The 17,157-nt window shown below is 73.9% G+C and carries 16 protein-coding genes and 1 rRNA gene; 4 read left to right on the top strand and 13 right to left on the bottom strand.

The window, feature by feature from the left end; all coding sequences use genetic code 11:
* Positions 1-8 precede the first annotated feature (8 nt).
* The 4 genes from ACZ55U_RS32040 to ACZ55U_RS32025 form a co-directional block, all read right to left on the bottom strand.
* Positions 9-1,472, bottom strand: a complete 1,464-nt coding sequence (locus ACZ55U_RS32040; protein WP_465531780.1) for an AAA family ATPase — start codon at positions 1,470-1,472, stop codon at positions 9-11.
* Positions 1,473-1,575: 103 nt separating this feature from the next.
* The gene (locus ACZ55U_RS32035) at positions 1,576-2,421 is read right to left on the bottom strand and encodes a putative RNA methyltransferase (protein ID WP_465531778.1); all 846 of its coding nucleotides are present in this window, start codon (positions 2,419-2,421) and stop codon (positions 1,576-1,578) included.
* A 96-nt stretch (positions 2,422-2,517) separates the two neighbouring features.
* Positions 2,518-3,453, bottom strand: a complete 936-nt coding sequence (locus tag ACZ55U_RS32030; protein WP_465531776.1) for an ATP-grasp domain-containing protein — start codon at positions 3,451-3,453, stop codon at positions 2,518-2,520.
* Entirely contained in the window at positions 3,450-4,358 is a 909-nt protein-coding gene (locus tag ACZ55U_RS32025) for an ATP-grasp domain-containing protein (protein WP_465531774.1), read from the bottom strand. Before ACZ55U_RS32025 ends, ACZ55U_RS32030 begins: the two co-directional genes overlap by 4 nt.
* A 200-nt stretch (positions 4,359-4,558) precedes the next feature.
* Here ACZ55U_RS32025 and ACZ55U_RS32020 point away from each other — a divergent pair, with 200 nt between their 5' ends.
* Positions 4,559-5,503 (top strand): GNAT family N-acetyltransferase, encoded by a 945-nt coding sequence (locus ACZ55U_RS32020; RefSeq protein WP_465531772.1) that lies wholly within the window; start codon positions 4,559-4,561, stop codon positions 5,501-5,503.
* A gap of 38 nt (positions 5,504-5,541) precedes the next feature.
* Here the strand turns inward: ACZ55U_RS32020 and ACZ55U_RS32015 are convergent, their stop codons facing one another.
* Both ACZ55U_RS32015 and ACZ55U_RS32010 read right to left on the bottom strand, forming a co-directional pair.
* Positions 5,542-5,964, bottom strand: a complete 423-nt coding sequence (locus ACZ55U_RS32015; protein WP_465531770.1) for a fic family toxin-antitoxin system, toxin component — start codon at positions 5,962-5,964, stop codon at positions 5,542-5,544.
* Positions 5,961-6,197, bottom strand: coding sequence for a toxin-antitoxin system HicB family antitoxin (locus ACZ55U_RS32010; RefSeq protein ID WP_465531768.1), 237 nt, complete (start codon positions 6,195-6,197; stop codon positions 5,961-5,963). The genes ACZ55U_RS32015 and ACZ55U_RS32010 overlap by 4 nt, the downstream gene beginning before the upstream one ends.
* 254 nt (positions 6,198-6,451) lie before the next feature.
* On the opposite strand from ACZ55U_RS32010, the gene ACZ55U_RS32005 reads away from it, so the two are divergent.
* Complete coding sequence (locus tag ACZ55U_RS32005) at positions 6,452-6,646, top strand: hypothetical protein (RefSeq protein WP_465531766.1); 195 nt, start codon at positions 6,452-6,454, stop codon at positions 6,644-6,646.
* A 79-nt stretch (positions 6,647-6,725) separates the two neighbouring features.
* Here the strand turns inward: ACZ55U_RS32005 and ACZ55U_RS32000 are convergent, their stop codons facing one another.
* Both ACZ55U_RS32000 and ACZ55U_RS31995 read right to left on the bottom strand, forming a co-directional pair.
* Complete coding sequence (locus ACZ55U_RS32000) at positions 6,726-8,021, bottom strand: class I SAM-dependent RNA methyltransferase (protein WP_465531824.1); 1,296 nt, start codon at positions 8,019-8,021, stop codon at positions 6,726-6,728.
* Positions 8,022-8,425: 404 nt separating this feature from the next.
* The gene (locus ACZ55U_RS31995; protein WP_465531764.1) at positions 8,426-10,501 is read right to left on the bottom strand and encodes an APC family permease; all 2,076 of its coding nucleotides are present in this window, start codon (positions 10,499-10,501) and stop codon (positions 8,426-8,428) included.
* Between the two features lie 248 nt (positions 10,502-10,749).
* Between ACZ55U_RS31995 and ACZ55U_RS31990 the strand changes: the two genes are divergently transcribed.
* Both ACZ55U_RS31990 and ACZ55U_RS31985 read left to right on the top strand, forming a co-directional pair.
* On the top strand, positions 10,750-11,418 hold the full coding sequence (locus ACZ55U_RS31990) for a potassium channel family protein (protein ID WP_465531762.1): 669 nt from the start codon (positions 10,750-10,752) through the stop codon (positions 11,416-11,418).
* Entirely contained in the window at positions 11,418-12,089 is a 672-nt protein-coding gene (locus ACZ55U_RS31985) for a potassium channel family protein (protein WP_380702877.1), read from the top strand. Before ACZ55U_RS31990 ends, ACZ55U_RS31985 begins: the two co-directional genes overlap by 1 nt.
* Positions 12,090-12,217: 128 nt before the next feature.
* On the opposite strand, the gene ACZ55U_RS31980 is transcribed toward ACZ55U_RS31985, so the two are convergent.
* From ACZ55U_RS31980 to rrf, 5 genes are all read right to left on the bottom strand, one after another.
* Positions 12,218-12,943 carry a DUF3159 domain-containing protein gene (locus ACZ55U_RS31980; RefSeq protein ID WP_465531760.1) on the bottom strand — a complete coding sequence of 242 codons (726 nt, stop codon included), beginning with the start codon at positions 12,941-12,943 and terminating at the stop codon, positions 12,218-12,220.
* Positions 12,944-12,945: 2 nt separating this feature from the next.
* A complete protein-coding gene (locus tag ACZ55U_RS31975; RefSeq protein ID WP_465531758.1) occupies positions 12,946-13,353 on the bottom strand; it encodes an OB-fold nucleic acid binding domain-containing protein in 408 nt (135 codons plus the stop codon).
* Between the two features lie 65 nt (positions 13,354-13,418).
* Positions 13,419-14,099, bottom strand: coding sequence for a response regulator (locus ACZ55U_RS31970; RefSeq protein ID WP_465531756.1), 681 nt, complete (start codon positions 14,097-14,099; stop codon positions 13,419-13,421).
* A 127-nt stretch (positions 14,100-14,226) separates the two neighbouring features.
* Positions 14,227-16,815, bottom strand: a complete 2,589-nt coding sequence (locus tag ACZ55U_RS31965; RefSeq protein WP_465531754.1) for a sensor histidine kinase — start codon at positions 16,813-16,815, stop codon at positions 14,227-14,229.
* Positions 16,816-17,069: 254 nt separating this feature from the next.
* Positions 17,070-17,157 (bottom strand): 5S ribosomal RNA (gene rrf, locus ACZ55U_RS31960); the annotation flags it as partial.

Raw genomic sequence — 17,157 nt, 5'->3', positions numbered from 1 at the left:
TCGTTCGCTCACCCCTCCAGGTCTACCGCATCCGGGCCCTCGGCCCCAGCTCCCGCCAGGGCCCCGGCCGGACCCGCGCCCTCCCGCACCGCACCGCCCTCCCGCGCCACCCCGCCGTCCCCCGAGGCACCGCCGTCCCCCGTAGGACGGCCCGCCTCCACCGGACCGCACCCGCCCTGGGCCGGCACCCGCGCCGGCTCCGGCCGCAGCACCGTGAACCCCGAGTCCGGATCCCGCCGGCACTCGACCAGCACCGCCCCGCCCCCGAGCGGCTCCCCCAGCGCCTCCCGCGCCGCCGCCGGCTCCTGGAGGGCCGCGACCACCCGCAGCTGGCTGCGCTCCGCCATCTCCCGGGCCAGCCGCAGCAGCGCGGTGGCCTGCTCGACGGAGAGCCCCGCGCCCAGGTCCTCGGCCAGCACGATGAGCTGCCGGTGCGCCCAGGGCACCTCGGCGGCCACGTCCAGGTCGAGCACCCCGGCCCCGGTCAGCAGCACCGCGGCGAAGGCGAGGTGGCGCAACATGCCGTCGGAGGCCTGGTCGGCCCCGGTGCGCCCGAGGACCCCCTCGTCGAAGACGGCGAGGACCCGCCGCACGCCCTCGCTCTCGCGCTCGGCCACGCTCAGCCCGAGCAGCGGGTGCGGTGCGACGGACTGCACGGCGCGCAGCAGCCGTCCGTACCGGCGCTGGCACTCGTTGCCCAGCCGGTGGATCACGGCGGAGATGTTGGCGGCGTTGCCGCGCAGCCGGGCCTGCGGGTCGGCCCGGGCCCAGCCGCGCATCAGCGCGGGGACGGGGTGCAGCGGGAAGACCTCGCGCAGTGCGGTAAGCAGGTCCTCGGTGGCGGCGAGGACGAGGCACTCCCCGGCCGACGAACCGGCGACCCGCAGCGGCAGCTGGGCGGTGATCAGGGTGCCGCTGGGGAACGGCGCCCGGATGTCCCCCTGGCGGGTGTCGTTGTGCCAGCAGACGTTGACCCGCCGGTTGCGGACGTCCTGCTCGGCGGTGTCCATCAGGGTCCGGCCGTCGAGGGTGAGCGTCTCCCGCGCGATCCGGACCGGGCCGTCGGTGCGGATCACGGCGTCGAGCCGGATCAGGCCGTGCGGCGAGCGGACGGTGCACCCGAGGTTGATCGCGTCCCGCCCGTGCGGGACGCACCCGTCCAGGCCGCCGCGGACGGGTACGGCGAGCGGGCCGGTGCGCTCGGGAAGGCCGTCCAGCGAGTCGGCGATCTCCTCGCCGAGGGCGAGCCGGGACAGCACGGCCAGCGCGTCGAGGGCGTTGGACTTGCCGACCCCGGCAGGCCCGTGCAGCACGGTGAGGGGAGCGAGCGGCAGAACGGCGCGCCGGTAGGACTTGAACGAGGTGAGCCGGAGCTCCTCGACGGTGGGGCGCGGCACGGGCGGCCGGTCGGGCCCCGGGGCGCCCGGTCGCCGGTGGGCCGGGGCGGCGGGCCTGGTGGCTTCGCGATTCACCCGTCGGAGGTTAGCCGCAGGCCGCCGGGCAGAAACGTGCCTGCGCGGCAGATTCATCCCAACGTGGCGCCCCGCCCCCGCCCGGGGGACGGCGCCGGAGCGCTCAGCGCCGGTACGCGGCCACCGTCACCGAGGCCGTCACCTCGACCGGCTCCGGCAGCTCCGCGAGCGCGGCACCGAGCCGCCTCGGGTCGGTGTGCCAGGCACTCGGCCCCATCCCGACGACGGTGCGCACGTCCTGCGGGCCGAGTCGCAGGGTGAACTCGACCTCCCGTCGCCCCGCGGGCTCCAGGTGGGGCCCGAGCTTCTCGTCGATCCGCCGCTGCTTGTCCTCGTCCACCGACAGCAGCCCCAGCGCGCCGACGAGTTCGCGCAGGTGGCGGGCGGTCGGCGAGACCAGCAGCAGGGTGCCGCCGGGGCGCAGCACCCGGCGGATCTCGGGCCCGTTGCGCGGGGCGAAGACGTTGAGCATCAGCTCGGCCGAGGCGTCCCGCAGCGGCAGCGGGCGCCAGGCGTCGCACACCACGGCGCCGATCCGGGGGTGGGCCCTGGCGGCGCGGCGCAGCGCGTACTTGGAGATGTCGAGCGCGGCGCCGACCTTGCCGGGCAGCGCGTCCAGGACGTGCGCCAGGTAGTGGCCGGTGCCGGCGCCGAGGTCGGCGACCAGGCCGTCGGCCCCGCCGGAGGCGGACGGGGTGGCGGAGGCGGCCTCCGCCAGCGCCTCGGCGATCGGCCGGTAGTGCCCGGCGGCGAGGAAGTCCGCGCGGGCGGCGACCATCTCCGCGGTGTCCCCGGTGCCGGTGTGGGCGTCGCCGGCGAGGAGGCTGACGTAGCCCTGCTTGGCGAGGTCGAAGCTGTGCCCGGCCGGGCAGCGCAGGCTGCGGTCGTGCCGGGTGAGGGCCTGCGCGCAGTGCGGGCAGGCCAGGTAGCGCTCGATGTCCTGGAGCAAGGTTCCGTCTTCTCTCGCCGTGCGCCCCGGCCGGTCGGGGCGCCAGCCAGCCTAGACGCCCGGCCGGACCCGGCACCCCGACCCCGCCGGTGGGCCCTACCGCGAGCGCCCTCCCGGGCCGGACGCCGAGCACGGGCCCGAGGCCGAGAGCGGGCCCGAGACGGAGCGCGGCCCCGAGGCCGACAGCGGGCCCGCGGCCGAGAGCGGGCCCGAGGCCACGGGCGGCGGACCCACGAGCGCGCCCCGAGGGCGGCCCAGGGCCGCAGCCGCCCCGACCCGCAGCGCCAGCGCCGCGAGCGCCTCGGGCGCGCCCGCCCGGCCGCGCACCCCGGGGAAGGCGTTGACGTCCACGATGACCGGCTCCGCCGGCCCGTCCAGCAGGTCGACCCCGTACACGTCGAGCCCGAACACCTCGCCGACGCGCAGCGCGAGCGCCGCCCGTCCGGCGGACGGCTCCCAGTCCTCCGCCCGCCCCGACTTCCCGGTGCCGGTGGCGAGTTCGGACCGCCGCCGGGCCGCGAACACCTGTCCGTCCACCACCCACAGCTTCTGGTCCCAGCCCGTCCCCGGGACGAACGGCTGGGTGACGACCGGCTCCTCGGGCCACCGCCCGGCGAGTTCCCGCAGCCGGTCCGGCCCGTCCACCCGGGCGACCAGGTCGTGCCGCCTGCTGTGCCGGCTCTTGACCACGAACGGGTAGGCCGGGGCGGTGAGTTCACCCAGCGGCCCGGCTTCGGCGGTCCGCGCGAAGGGCAGCCCGGCGGCTCGGGCGAGGTCGGCCATCCGCACCCGGTCCTGGCACAGCCCGGTGGCCGCCGCCGAGTTGACCACCGGCGCCCCCATGCGCTCCAACTCCCGCGCCAGCGCGAGCGCCTGCGGCGTCCTGGCCTTGAGCAGGTAGACGTCCGCGGGTTCGGCCACCGGCCCCGCGGGCGGGACGAGCGCCACCTCGTGCCCCCGGCGCACCAGCAGCCCGGCGGCCGCCGCCAGCACCGGGTGCCCCGGATCGCCGGTGATCAGTCCGATCCTCACAGCAACTCCCCGCTCCCGAAGCCCAGTTGCGCGTACGGGTCGCCACCGGCGGACACCAGCTCGGCGGGCGGCGCACCGGGCACCGAGACGGCCGTGCCGCTGCGGGCGAGCCGCAGCACCGCCCGGGAGACCCGGGCCACCGCGTCCGGCACCTGGCGGAAGCTCGGGAAGTCGTTGACGTCCACCACCACCGGCCCGTCCGGCCCGAGCAGCACGTCGACCCCGTACAGGTCCAGCCCGAACACCTCGCCGACCTGCGCCACGATCCGCGCGACGCTCCCCGGCAGCGGCACCTGCCGTTCGCGCACCGCCTGCCCGGGGTGCAGCGGCGAGGAGCGCTCCGTCGCGAAGAGCTCGCCGTCGACGCAGTACACCTTGAGGTCGGTCCCCGAGTTGGGCACGTACGGCTGCGCGATCAGCAGCCCCTCCGCCGCCAGCTCCGGCCCGACAAGCGCCAGTTGCTCGGGGCTGCGGACCAGCCGGACGGCGCGCCCGGAGCTGCCGTCGGCGGGCTTGACCACCAGCGGGTACTCGGACGCCGGGATCTCCGCCAGCCGCTCCCAGCGCGCGGCCGCGTACGTCACCGGAACGGGCAGCCCGCGGGTGCGCCCGATGACCGCGGCGATCGCCTTGTCCCGGACCCCGCGGATCGAGCGCACGTCGTTCACCGTGGTGAGTCCGACCGCGGCGGCCGACTCCAGCAGGGTCAGCCCGGGGCCGCCGGACACGGTCTTGAGCACCCAGGCGTCGTGGCTGCCCGCCCGGACCTCCTCGGAGATCGCGAGCAGCGAGTCCCCGGGGCGCAGCACGTCCACCCGGTGCCCCCACTCCCCGAGTTGGCGCACCACATCGAGTGGCATGCCGTCGCGCCGGTAGTGTTCCTCCACCAGAAAGCAGAGCCTCATCGGCCTGTCTTCCCCCCTCGCCTCGTGCAGACGTCCGCCGTCCCCCTCGGCGGAGCTGTGAAGGCATCAGCATGCCTGCCCCGTCCACGCAAGATCGCTGCGGGTGGGTAAGCGTTGGGCAACAATCGCCGCCCGGACCGTGGCCGACGGGTCGGACCGCAGGCGAAAACGGGTGGCACCCCGGCTCCGCGCCTGTTTGGATGCACGCCGTGACTCCTGCCGATCCTGCTCCCGACCGCCTCCTGCTCGACGAGATCGAGCGCTACTACGACGCCGTGCCGCGCGGTGCCGCCCGCACCGAGGACTTCGGACCGCTGACCCTGTTCGTCCGCAAGGACGACGCCGGCTGGCCGTACTACGCCCGCCCGACCCTCGGCCACACCGGGGCGGCCGCCACCGCCGAGGACGTCCGCCGGGTGCTGGAGCGGCAGCGGGAGCTGGGCGCACCGGAGGCCTTCGAGTGGGTCGCCGAGCAGAACCCCGAACTGCGGGCGGCCGTCGAGGCCGCGGGCCTGACGGTGCACGAGCACCCGCTGCTGGTGCTGGGACCGCGCGACGCGCCGGCCCCGGCGCCCGAGCTGCCGGACCACGTGGAGGTGCGGGTGCTGGCGGCGGACGCGCCCGAGCTGGCCGAGGCGATCGCTGTCCCGCACCTGGCCTTCGACGCCCCGGGCACCGCGGTCGGCGCGGCCGGCGTGGCCGAACTGGCCGAGAAGGTCGCGCGGGTGACGTCCGAAGGAGGAACAGAGCGGATCGCCCGGCGGATCGCCGACGGCCTCACCGTGCAGGCCGCGGCGCTCGACGCCGGCACGGTGGTGTGCTCCGGCCAGTACAACCCGGTGGGCGGGGTCGGCGAGGTGGTCGGCGTGGGCACGCTCCCGTCCGCCCGCCGGCGCGGGCTGGGCCTGGCGGTCACCGCGGCGCTGGTCGCGCACGCCCGGGCGAACGGCGTGCGGACGGTGTTCCTGTCCGCCTCCGACGAGGACGTCGCCCGGATCTACCGCCGGGCGGGGTTCCGCGGCTTCGCCACCGCACTGATCGCGGAGCCCGCCGCAGCCACGGCACCGGAGCCCGCCGCAACGCAGGAACCGGCCGCGGCACCGGAGCCCGCGACGCCCCAGGAGCCGGCCGCCACCCGCGCCTGAGCCGAGCCCCGGCCCGGCCCCGACGGGGACGGCGGCAGTCAGTCGTCGTCCCCGTCGTCCGCCCCGCCGACCTCCTCCCCCTCCGCCTCGTCCACCACCCAGGCCGCCAGCCGCTCGGCGACGCCCGACACCCCGAGCCGCCCCTCGCGGATGGCCCGGGAGAGGCTGCGCACCTCGCGGGCCGTGGTGGCGACGGTGCAGCCGCTGGCGACCAGGTAGGCGTAGGCGACGGCGGTCGCGAAGAGCTCGTTGGTCTTCTCCAGGGCGGGCACCCGGATCAGCTGGTGCATCAGCGCGGCGGCGCGGTCCTGCGGTTCGGGATAGACGGCGATGTCGAATATCTCGGCCTGGTGGCGGGTGACGGCCGCGAGGAGCGAGCCGTAGTCGGCGACCTGCGGGTCACCGGGTGTGTACTGCTCGGCGGTCATGAGCAGCCACGAGAGGTCGACCTCCAGCTTCAACGGCGCACGCCCTGGAGGTCGCCCGGCTCCCCGAACTCGGCGAGGAAGGCCGACTCGTACTCCTTCATGAACTGGGCGGCCGCGTCCACGAAGGCCCGTCCGGACTCGCCCATGTCCTGCTGGACCAGGCGCTCGATGTACTGGTTCATGCTGATCCCCTGCTGCTCCGCCCGCTCCCGGGCCATCTCAGCGGTCGTGGCGTCGACCCGCACGTTCAGCTGCTTCTTACCCATGCCGTTCAAGCTAGCGCTCAAGTGCTAGCACAACAAGGGCGCGCGCACACCGCCCGCACACCTGCCGCACGCCCCCGCGCAACCTCGCCGTCACCGGCAGGCCGACGTCCCGTCCCGCGACCGGTGCCACGAGTACCCGGCCCGACGGCCGCCCTCGTCCCCGGCGGCGGAGCGAGACTTGAAGAGTGCCGCACCGTCCGGGACTCTGAAACTCCCCCGAGCGTTCCCCGAGCGGCTGGTGCGGAGGCCCACGGATGACAGCGATGTTCGAGCAGGAGCTGCGCGAGCAACTCGACCGGGCCCGCCGGGACCTCGCGGCGGCCCGCGCCGAAGGGGACGCCGACGGCGTCCAGGCCTACGAGGGCCGGATCGCCTCGTTGCTGAGGCTCGCCTCCCAGCACGGCATCGACCTCCCGCACGGCGTCGACGAGGAGGAGCACAACGGGTAGCCGGCCCCGGACGCGCCGGAGGCGGCCACCCCCGACGGGTGGCCGCCTCCTGCCGCACCGGGCGCCCGAAGGCCCGGGATCACTCCCCGACCGGCTCCAGGATCGCCACGCACTCGAAGTGGTGGGTCATCGGGAACAGGTCGAAGGCCCGCAGCGACACCGGCCGGTAGCCGCCCTCGCGGAAGAACTTCAGGTCCCGGGCGAGCGCGGCCGGGTCGCAGGCCACGTACGCGATCCGGCGCGCCTCCAGGCCGACCAGGTGCGCGACGGTCTCGCGGCCGGCGCCCGAGCGCGGCGGGTCCAGCACGATCAGGTCGGTGGCGGTGATGCCGGTGCGCGGCAGCAGCGTCTCGACCCGGTCGCACTCGATCCGCACGTTGTCCAGCGCGGCCAGGTTGTGCCGGGCGTCCACGACGGCCTGCTTGGCGGACTCGATGCCGAGCACCGCGCCGTCCTCGCCGACCCGGTCGGCCAGCGCGCCCGCGAACAGGCCGACGCCGCAGTACAGGTCGAGCGCGTTCTCGCCCCACTGCGGGTCCAGGCCGTCCAGCACCGCGTCGACGAGGGTCTCCGGCGCCTCCGGGTGGATCTGCCAGAAGCCGCCGTTGCTGACCCGCCAGGTCCGCCCGGCCGCCCGCTCGCGCACGAAGCCGCGCCCGTGCACCTTGTGCACGTCGCCCTGCTCGTCGATCCGGGCGATCGACACCGGCTTGTCCAGCTCGACCAGCGGCAGCTGGGCCCCGTCGCGCGGGGTGAGCACCACCTGGCGGTCGGAGGAGCCGCTCGCGGCGATCGCCTCGACGCTCGCCACGCCCGGCCAGTCCCGGGCCTCGATGCCCAGTTCGGTGACGCCCTCGGCGGCGATCAGGCAGCGGTCGATCACCTGCACCTCGTGCGAACGGTGCTTGCGCAGGCCGACCTTGCCGCTCTCCGCGTCCACCGCGTACTGCACCCGGGTGCGCCAGGCCGGCACCTGCCCGGCCGGCAGCTTGCCGCCGACCGGCTCCACGCTGCCGTCCCAGCCCGCCTCGGCGGGGGTGAGCCCGGCCAGCTTGGCCAGCTGCTCGGTCAGCACCGCCGCCTTGAGCTTGCGCTGCCCGCCCGGGGTGACGTGCTGCCAGTCGCAGCCGCCGCACTTGCCCGGCCCGGCGAACGGGCAGGGCGCCTCGATCCGGTCCTTGGCGGGCTCCAGCACCTCCACCGCGTCGGCCCGCAGGAACCGCGAGGTGGTGGTCCCGTCGGTCACCAGCGCGACGACCTTCTCCCCGGGCAGCGCGTGCCGCACGAACAGCACCCGCCCCTCGTGCCGGGCCACGCAGTGCCCGCCGCCGTGCGCGACCGGGCCGACCTCGACCTCGTAGCGCTGCCCGGCCAGCGGCTCGCCGGACGGCGCCTCGGGCCGCGACGGCCGGGCGGCGGCGGTGCGGAGCGCCTTGGGCGGCCGCACCGTCTGCTTGCGGGGCGCCTTGCGGCCGGCCCCGGCCGCGCCCTTCGACGCGTCCTGACCGGCCCCCTTCGCCGCGCCCTTGCCCGCGCCCTTGCCGGCCGCCTTCCCGGCCGGCCTGCCCGCGCTCTTGCCGGCCTCCGGCCCGGTGGGCTCCCGGTCCCCCCGTTCGCCGGGGACGATCGGCGCGGTGCGCGCGGTGAGGCCGTCGCGGTCGGTGGCCTCCGGACGGGACGGCCGGCCCCAGCGCGGCCGGGAGACCTGCCCGGGCTGGGAGCCGCCCCGGCGGGCGCCCTTGCCGGAGGCGCCGGAGGAGCGGGACGGATTGTTGCGGGTCACTGGGAGGAGTCCTTGCTGCGGTCGGGGGTGTCACCGGCGTTCGTACCGGTGGAGGCGGAATCCTTCGACTTTACGGCCTTCGGCGCCCGGGGCTCGCCACGGCGGACGGCACCCGGCGCCGACCAGGCCTTCTGCGGCTTGCGCCGCTCCGAGGACTCCAGCTGCCACGGCACCGAGGTGACCATCACCCCGGGCTTGAACAGCAGCCGCCCCTTGAGCCGCAGCGCGCTCTGGTTGTGCAGCAGGTGCTCGTACCAGTGGCCGACCACGTACTCCGGGATGTAGACCGAGACCACGTCGCGCGGGCTGCTGCGCCGCAGGTTCTTCACGTAGTCCAGGACCGGCCCGGTGATCTCGCGGTACGGCGAGTCCAGCACCTTGAGCGGCACCTCGATGCCGCGCTCGTCCCACTCCCGCCGCAGCGCCGCCGTGTCGTCCGGGTCGACGTTGACCGTGACGGCCTCCAGCGTGTGGGCCCGGGCCAGCCTGGCGTACGCGAGGGCGCGCAGCGCCGGCTTGTGCAGCTTGGAGACCAGCACGATGGCGTGCACCCGGGTGGGCAGCACCACGTCGTCCGGCTCCTCGGCGGCGATGAGCTCCTCGGAGACCCGGTCGTAGTGGCGCCGGATGCCCTTCATCATCACGAACAGCGCGGCCATCGCGGCGATCGCGATCCAGGCGTGGCTGATCTTGGTGACCAGGACGACGATCAGCACGGCCATGGTCATCACCAGGCCGAAGGCGTTGATCGCCCGGCTGCGCTGCATGTGGCGGCGCTTGGCCTGGTCGGTCTCGGTGCGCAGCAGCCGGGTCCAGTGCCGGATCATGCCGGACTGGCTCATGTTGAAGGCGACGAAGACGCCGACGATGTAGAGCTGGATCAGCCGGTTCGGGTCGGCGTCGAAGGCCAGGATCAGCAGGATCGCGGCGATCGCCAGCAGGATGATGCCGTTGGAGAAGGCCAGCCGGTCGCCGCGGGTGTGCAGCTGGCGCGGCAGGTAGCGGTCCTGGGCGAGGATCGAGCCGAGCACCGGGAAGCCGTTGAAGGCGGTGTTGGCGGCGAGCACCAGGATCAGCCCGGTGACGCCGGCCACGAAGTAGAAGCCGGGCGTGAAGTTGCTGAACACGGCCTCGCTGATCTGTGCCAGCGCGGTCTTCTGGTGGTAGCCCGGCGAGGCGCCGACCAGCTGCTCGGTCGGGTTCTCGGCCATCTGGACGCCGGTCAGCCGGGCCAGCCAGATGATGCCCATGAACATCACGACGGCGATGCTCGCCATCATCAGCAGCGTGGTGGCGGCGTTCTTGCTCTTCGGCTTGCGGAAGGCCGGCACGCCGTTGGAGATCGCCTCCACACCGGTGAGCGCGGCACAGCCGGAGGAGAAGGACTTCAGCAGCAGGAACACCATCGCGAAGCCCGCCAGCGAGTCGTTGCCCGGGGTGGCGGCGAGGTGGAAGCCGGAGCTCTCGGACGGCATGTCCTGGCCGAGCGCGAAGTGCCGGAACACGCCGTAGCCGACCATCCCGATCACGCCGACCATGAAGGCGTAGGTGGGAACGGCGAAGGCGCTTCCGGACTCGCGGACCCCCCGCAGGTTCATGCCCATCAGCAGGACGACCACGACCACCGACAGGACCGCTTCGTGGCCGCGCAGCGCGGGCACGGCGGAGACGACGTTGGCGACGCCCGAGGTGGTCGACACGGCCACGGTGAGCACGTAGTCGACCATCAGCGCGCTGGCGACCACCAGACCGGCGGCGGGACCGTGGTTGACGGTCGCGACCTCGTAGTCACCGCCACCGCTGGGGTAGGCGTGCACGTTCTGCCGGTACGACGCGACCACGGCGAGCATCACGATCGCCACGACGACGCCGATCTGCCAGGAGAAGTGGATCGCCGAGGCGCCCGCGACGGAGAGGGTGAGCAGGATCTCCTCGGGGGCGTACGCGACCGAGGAGAGCGCGTCCGAGGCGAACACGGGCAGCGCGATCCGCTTGGGCAGAAGCGTCTCGCCCAGCTTGTCGCTGCGTAGGGCGCGCCCGATCAGGATGCGTTTCGGAAGGTCAGTCGGCATAGGCACGTTAAGGAATCGTAGGGGCTTCCAGGTCGAGGCTCCGCCGTTTGTCCCCCCCTTCGTCGCGACTGCGTTCGGTGGACCGGCTAGCGTGTCGGATACGAGTCGGCGGGCAACACTCTGGTTGTCGAGCGTTGCCGGGTCGGCGCCCCCACGATGACCCTCGTCCCGGACGACCGGGCGGGAAACGGAGTTGAACGGTGTTTGCGCAGGTCAAGAGCCCTTCGGGACGGGTGAGGTAAGCGCCGGTGCACATCGTCATCATGGGCTGCGGCCGCGTGGGCTCGGCCCTCGCCAGAGCGCTGGAGAAACAGGGCCACTCGGTGGCCGTGGTCGACCAGGACCCGACCGCCTTCCGCAGGCTGGGCGCCGGGTTCAACGGGCGCCGGGTGACCGGCGTCGGCTTCGACCAGGACACCCTGCGCGAGGCGGGCATCGAGGAGGCCGGCGCCTTCGCCGCGGTCTCCAGCGGTGACAACTCCAACATCATCGCCGCGCGGGTGGCCCGGGAGAACTTCGGCGTCGAGAACGTCGCCGCCCGGATCTACGACCCCCGCCGCGCCGAGGTGTACCAGCGGCTGGGCATCCCCACCGTGGCGACGGTCCGCTGGACCGCCGACCAGATGCTTCGCCGGCTGCTGCCGAGCGGCGCCGAGCCGCTGTGGCAGGACCCGAGCGGCGGCGTGCAGCTCGCCGAGGTCGCGTACGACCCGCGCTGGATCGGCCACCGGGTCAGCAAGCTGGAGGAGGCCTCCGGCGCCCGGGTGGCGTTCGTCACCCGGCTCGGCGAGGGGGTGCTCCCCTCGCCGCAGATGGTGGTCCAGGAGGGCGACCTGGTGCACGTGATGCTGCGCCGGGCGGACCTGACGGCGGTCGAGGCCGCGTTCGCGCAGGGGCCGAAGGAGGAGGGTCACTGATGCGGGTCGCCATTGCCGGGGCCGGTGCCGTGGGCCGCTCGATCGCGGGCGAGCTGTTGGAGAACGGCCACGAGGTCCTGCTGATAGACAAGAACCCCAACTCCATCTCGGTGGAGCGGGTCCCGATGGCGGAGTGGCTGCTGGCCGACGCCTGTGAGATCACCTCGCTGGACGAGGCGGCGCTCCAGCGCTGCCACGTGGTGATCGCCGCGACCGGTGACGACAAGGTCAACCTGGTCGTCTCGCTGCTCGCCAAGACCGAGTACGCGGTGCCGCGGGTGGTCGCCCGGGTGAACAACCCCAAGAACGAGTGGCTCTTCAACGAGTCCTGGGGCGTGGACGTGGCCGTCTCCACCCCCCGTCTGATGTCCGCGCTGGTCGAGGAGGCGGTCAGCGTCGGCGACCTGGTCCGCCTGATGCGCTTCAGCCAGGGCAACGCCAACCTGGTCGAGCTGACCCTGGCCTCCGACACCGAGCTGGTCGGGACCCGGGTCGGGGACGTCGCCTGGCCGCAGGACACCGCGCTGGTGACCATCATCCGCGAGGGCCGGGTGCTGGTTCCGGGCAAGGACGACACCCTGGAGGGCGGCGACGAGCTGCTCTTCGTCGCGGCGCAGGAGCGCGAGGAGGAGCTGGAGCAGCTGCTGTCGCCCATCTCGGGCGCCCAGTAGCCGCCGCGCGCAGCGGAAGGGCCCGCACCCCTCGCCGGGGTGCGGGCCCTTCGCCGTGGCCCGTCGCCGTGGCTCCTCGCCGCCGAGGCGCTTCGCCGCCGTCGGCCGTCGCCCGCCGGGGGAGCCGGCTACTTCGCCGGCTCGTCCTCGTCGTCCAACTGCGCCTTGATCGGCGGCGGCGCCTTCAGCAGGATCTGCCAGGTCACGTACATCGCCAGCAGCAGCGGCGGGATGCCGAGGGCGACCTTCAGCCAGCCCAGCAGGTTGACGTTGTGGGTGAAGTACAGCGGGAAGAGGATCACCGGCTTGAGGCCCATGATCAGCACCCACGCCCAGGTCGCCTTGGTGTAGGCGGCCAGACGGCCCGGGTTCTCCTTGCGCCAGGTGAACATCTCGCCGGTGATCGGGCCGAGCATCACCCCGATCATCGGCCAGCGCACCAGGGCGGAGATCGCCAGGGCGACGGAGTAGGCGACGTTCCAGAGCAGGCCGGGCAGGTAGAAGTCCTCGGCCTTGCCGCTCTTCATCGAGATCCAGGCACCGAGGGCGACGCCGAACACCCCGCTGAAGGCGTGCTGGATGGTCTCCCGCTTCGCCAGCCGGGCCACCACGAACAGGGCGCTCAGGCCGAGCGCGGCCCAGGCCGAGGTGCTGACCTGGTGGGTCAGGTTGTAGGTGACGATGAAGACCAGGCCGGGCAGCGTCATGTCGATCATGCCGCGGACGCCGCCGAAGGCCTGGAGCACGGTGTCGGCGGCCTCCTTGGAGGCGGCCTTGCGGGCGGCCTCCGCGGCCGCGAGGTCGGCGGCCGGGTCGAGCTGGGCGGCGGCCTCGCCGCCGGGCTGGTTGCTCACGCTCATTCGCTCCCGTGTCCGACCGGACGCAGCTCGTAGCGGGGGTTGAACAGCACGCGGCGCCCGCGTGCGTGACCGATCCGGCCGCTGGCGATCAGCCGGCGGCCGGGTTCTATCCCGGCGATCGAGCGGCGACCGAGCCAGACCATGTCCAACGCCTCGGTGCCGTCGAAGAGTTCGGCCTCCAGGGCGGGCACACCGGCCCGCGGGCGGAGCGTCACCGTGCGCAGCGTGCCCGCGACGGTGACCAGCTCGCGGTCCGCACATCCGGCGATCGGCGTGCAGCCCGACTCCGCGGCGCTCTCCTGACGCAGCTCCTCGGCGTCCAGCTCCTCGGCCGAGGAGGTCAGCCGGCTGAGCATGCGGCGGAACCGCCCCTGCGGCTGGCCGCTGCTGTTGTCACCACTCATGCCGGAAGGGTACCGGGTTCCGGGCCCCCGGGGGCAGGCCGTGCGGCCGCCGGGGGCAGCGGCGGTCAGCCCTCGAACCGGTATCCCATGCCCGGCTCGGTGATGAAGTGGCGCGGGTGCGAGGGGTCGCGCTCCAGCTTGCGGCGCAGCTGGGCGAGGTAGACCCGCAGGTAGTTGGTCTCGGTGCGGTAGGCGGGGCCCCACACCTCCTGGAGCAGCTGGGTCTGGCTGACCAGCCGCCCGGCGTTGCGGACCAGCACCTCCAGCAGGTGCCACTCGGTCGGGGTGAGGCGGACGTCGACGCCGTCCCGGTTGACCTTCTTGGCCGCGAGGTCGACGGTGAAGGACTCGGTGACGACCAGCGAGTCCGCCTCCCCGGCCACCGGCTCGGCGCGCCGCACGGCGGCCCGCATCCGGGCGAGCAGCTCGTCCATGCCGAACGGCTTGGTGACGTAGTCGTCGGCACCGGCGTCCAGCGCCTCGACCTTCTCGTCCGAGGCGTGCCGGGCGGACAACACGATGATCGGCACCCGGGTCCAGCCGCGCAGCCCGCGGATCACCTCGACCCCGTCCATGTCGGGCAGGCCGAGGTCCAGGACGACGACGTCCGGATGGCGGGCCGCGGCCAGCTCCAGGGCGCTCGCGCCGTCATGGGCCGCGTCCACCTCGTACTTGCGGGCCTTGAGGTTGATCACCAGCGCGCGGACGATCTGTGGTTCGTCGTCCACGACGAGGACCCGGGTCATGTGCGGGCTCCGCCTTTCAGGGCTGTCTGACTCACGGACTACTTACGGACTGTGGGACCGGCTGTGTGACTTTCGATACCGCGTACGGCGGGCGCCGCCGGCCGGAGGCGACGGGCCCGGCCGGTTCTCAGGTGGTCAGCTCGGAGAGCGGACCGACCTCCTCGCCCGGCTCCCCCGGTTCGGGCGGCCGTTCGACCACGGGCAGGCTGACGACCATGGTGAGGCCGCCGCCCGGGGTGTCCTCGGCGGTGACGGTACCGTCCATCGCCTCCACGAAGCCGCGCGCCACCGCGAGTCCGAGGCCGACCCCGGCGCCGCGCGGCGCGTCCCCGTAGCGCTGGAACGGCGCGAAGATCTTCTCCTTGGCCTCCTCCGGCACGCCCGGCCCCCGGTCCACGATCCGCAGCTCGACCCGGGCCGGCGTCCCCGGCCGACGCAGCTCGTCGGCCTTGACCAGCACCTTGACGCCGTCCGGGCTGTACTTGACGGCGTTCTCCACCAGGTTGGCCAGCGAGCGCTCCAGCAGCCCGCCGTCGGCCCTTACCATCGGCAGCGTCTCCGGCACCTCCAGTTGGACGGACTCCGGCGGCACCCCGCCGAGCGCGAACGGCACCACCTCGTCCAGGTCGGTCTCCTGGATCAGCGGGGTGACGGTGCCGGTCTGGAGGCGGCTCATGTCGAGCAGGTTGTTGATCAGGTGGTCCAGCCGGTCGGCCCCGGCCTCGATGCCGGCCAGCAGCTCGGCCTCGTCCTCCGGGTCCCAGTCGACGTCCGCCGAGCGCAGCGAGCTCACCGAGGCCTTGATGCCCGCCAGCGGCGTGCGCAGGTCGTGCGAGACGGCGGCCAGCAGAGCGGTCCGGATGCGGTTGCCCTCGGCCTCCCGGCGGGCCTCGGCGGCCTCCCGGGCCAGCCGGCGGCGTTCCAGCACCACGGCCGCCTGGGCGGCGAAGGCGCCGAGCAGGCGGCGGTCCGCGCCGGGCAGCACCCGGCCGCGCAGCACCAGCGCGAGGCTGTCGCCGACCGGGACGTCCACGTCGGCCTCCTCCGGCCGCTCCGGCGGGCGCGGCCCGGCCGTGGCCACCGATACCCAGGCGGAGAGCGGATCGGGCCGCTCCAGCAGCGCGGCGCTCTCCTGCCCGAAGGTCTCCCGGACCTGCTCCATCAGGGCGGTGAGCACCCCGTCCCCGTTCGGCGCGCCGCGCAGCACCGTGCCGGCCAGCGCGCTGAGCGTCTGGGCCTCGGTCTGGCTGAGCGCCGCCTGCTGGGTGCGCCGGGCCGCGAGGTCCACCACCGAGGCCACCGAGATGCCGACGATGGTGAAGATCGCCACCGCCATGATGTTCTGCGGCTCGTTGATCGTGAAGGTGTGCAGCGGCGGGGTGAAGTAGTAGTTCAGCACCGAGGAGCCGACCAGCGCCGATCCGATGGCCGGCAGCAGCCCGCCGACCAGCGCGGCGCACACCGTCAGCGACAGGAACAGCAGCATGTCGGTGGAGAGCCCCAGCCCGCCGATCGTGGCCAGCACGATCGCCAGCAGCGGCGGGCCCACCAGCCCGATCAGCCAGCCCGCGACCGTCCGGGTACGGCCCAGGTCGGTGATCCGGCGGACGGGTATCTTGCCGCGGCGGCCGTGCCCGGCGTGCTCGTGGGTGACCATGTGGACGTCGATGTCCCCGGCCTCCCGGGTCACCGTGGTGCCGACGCCCGGTCCGTACAGGTACTGCCAGGCGGGCCGCCGGCTGGTGCCCAGCACGATCTGCGTCGCGTTCACGCCGCGGGCGAAGTCCAGCAACCCGGCCGCCGGGTCGTCGCCCAGCACGGCGTGGAAGGAGCCGCCGAGGCTCTCCACCAGCGCGCGCTGCTCGATCAGGGTCTGCGGCGAGCCGGAGCCCACCAGCCCGTCCGAACGGGAGATGTGCACGGCGAGCAGCTCACCGCCGGAGCCCCGGGCCGCGATCCGGGCCGCCCGGCGGATCAGCGTCGCCCCCTCCGGCCCGCCGGTCAGACCGACCACGATCCGCTCCCGGGCCTGCCAGGTGCCCTCGATCCCCTGCTCGGCCCGGTACTTCTGGAGGTACTCGTCCACCCGGTCCGCGGTCCACAGCAGCGCCAGCTCGCGCAGCGCGGTCAGGTTGCCCGGGCGGAAGTAGTTGGCGAGGGCGGCGTCGATCTTCTCCGGCGCGTACACGTTGCCGTGCGCCAGCCGTCGCCGCAGTGCCTGCGGGGACATGTCCACCAGCTCGATCTGGTCCGCCCGCCGCACCACCTCGTCCGGGACGGTCTCGCGCTGGCGCACCCCGGTGATGCCCTCGACGGCGTCGCCGAGCGACTCCAGGTGCTGCACGTTGACGGTGGAGATCACGTCGATCCCGGCCGCCAACAGCTCCTCGACGTCCTGCCAGCGCTTCTCGTTGCGGCAGCCGGGGACGTTGGTGTGGGCCAGCTCGTCCACCAGGGCCACCTGCGGGCGACGGGCGAGGACGGCGTCCAGGTCCATCTCGGAGAACCGGGCGCCCCGGTGCATCACCTGCTGGCGCAGGACGACCTCCAGCCCGGCGACCATGTCCAGGGTCCGCCGCCGGCCGTGGTCCTCCACGAACGCCACCACGACGTCCGTGCCACGCTCCTGCCGCCGGTGCGCCTCGGCGAGCATGGCGTACGTCTTGCCGACCCCCGGGGCCGCCCCGAGGTAGATCCGCAGCCTGCCTCGTCCCATGAGCACCATTCTTGATCCGGCCCTGCCCGGGAGACACCCCCGGACACCTGTTCCCCTCGCCTTCGAGACTACGGCGTGCGACGAGATTTTCCGCTGATCAGTGCGCTGATCAGGCGGTTTTAGCGGCATATTGACGGTGGACCAGCCACTCGGCGGGGGTCGTTCGGGAGGGTCCGGGGGCAGGAGGTCGGGAATGCCCGGAAACGCGAAGAACCCCCATCCGGAAACCGGATGGGGGTTCATTCAGAAGAATTGTTCGGCGGCGTCCTACTCTCCCACAGGGTCCCCCCTGCAGTACCATCGGCGCTGAAAGGCTTAGCTTCCGGGTTCGGAATGTAACCG

It is taken from the genome of Kitasatospora sp. NPDC034533 (genome assembly GCF_055575155.1).
The sequence above is the reverse complement of the archived record's forward strand: the minus strand, read 5'-3'. Positions and strand labels throughout refer to the sequence as shown.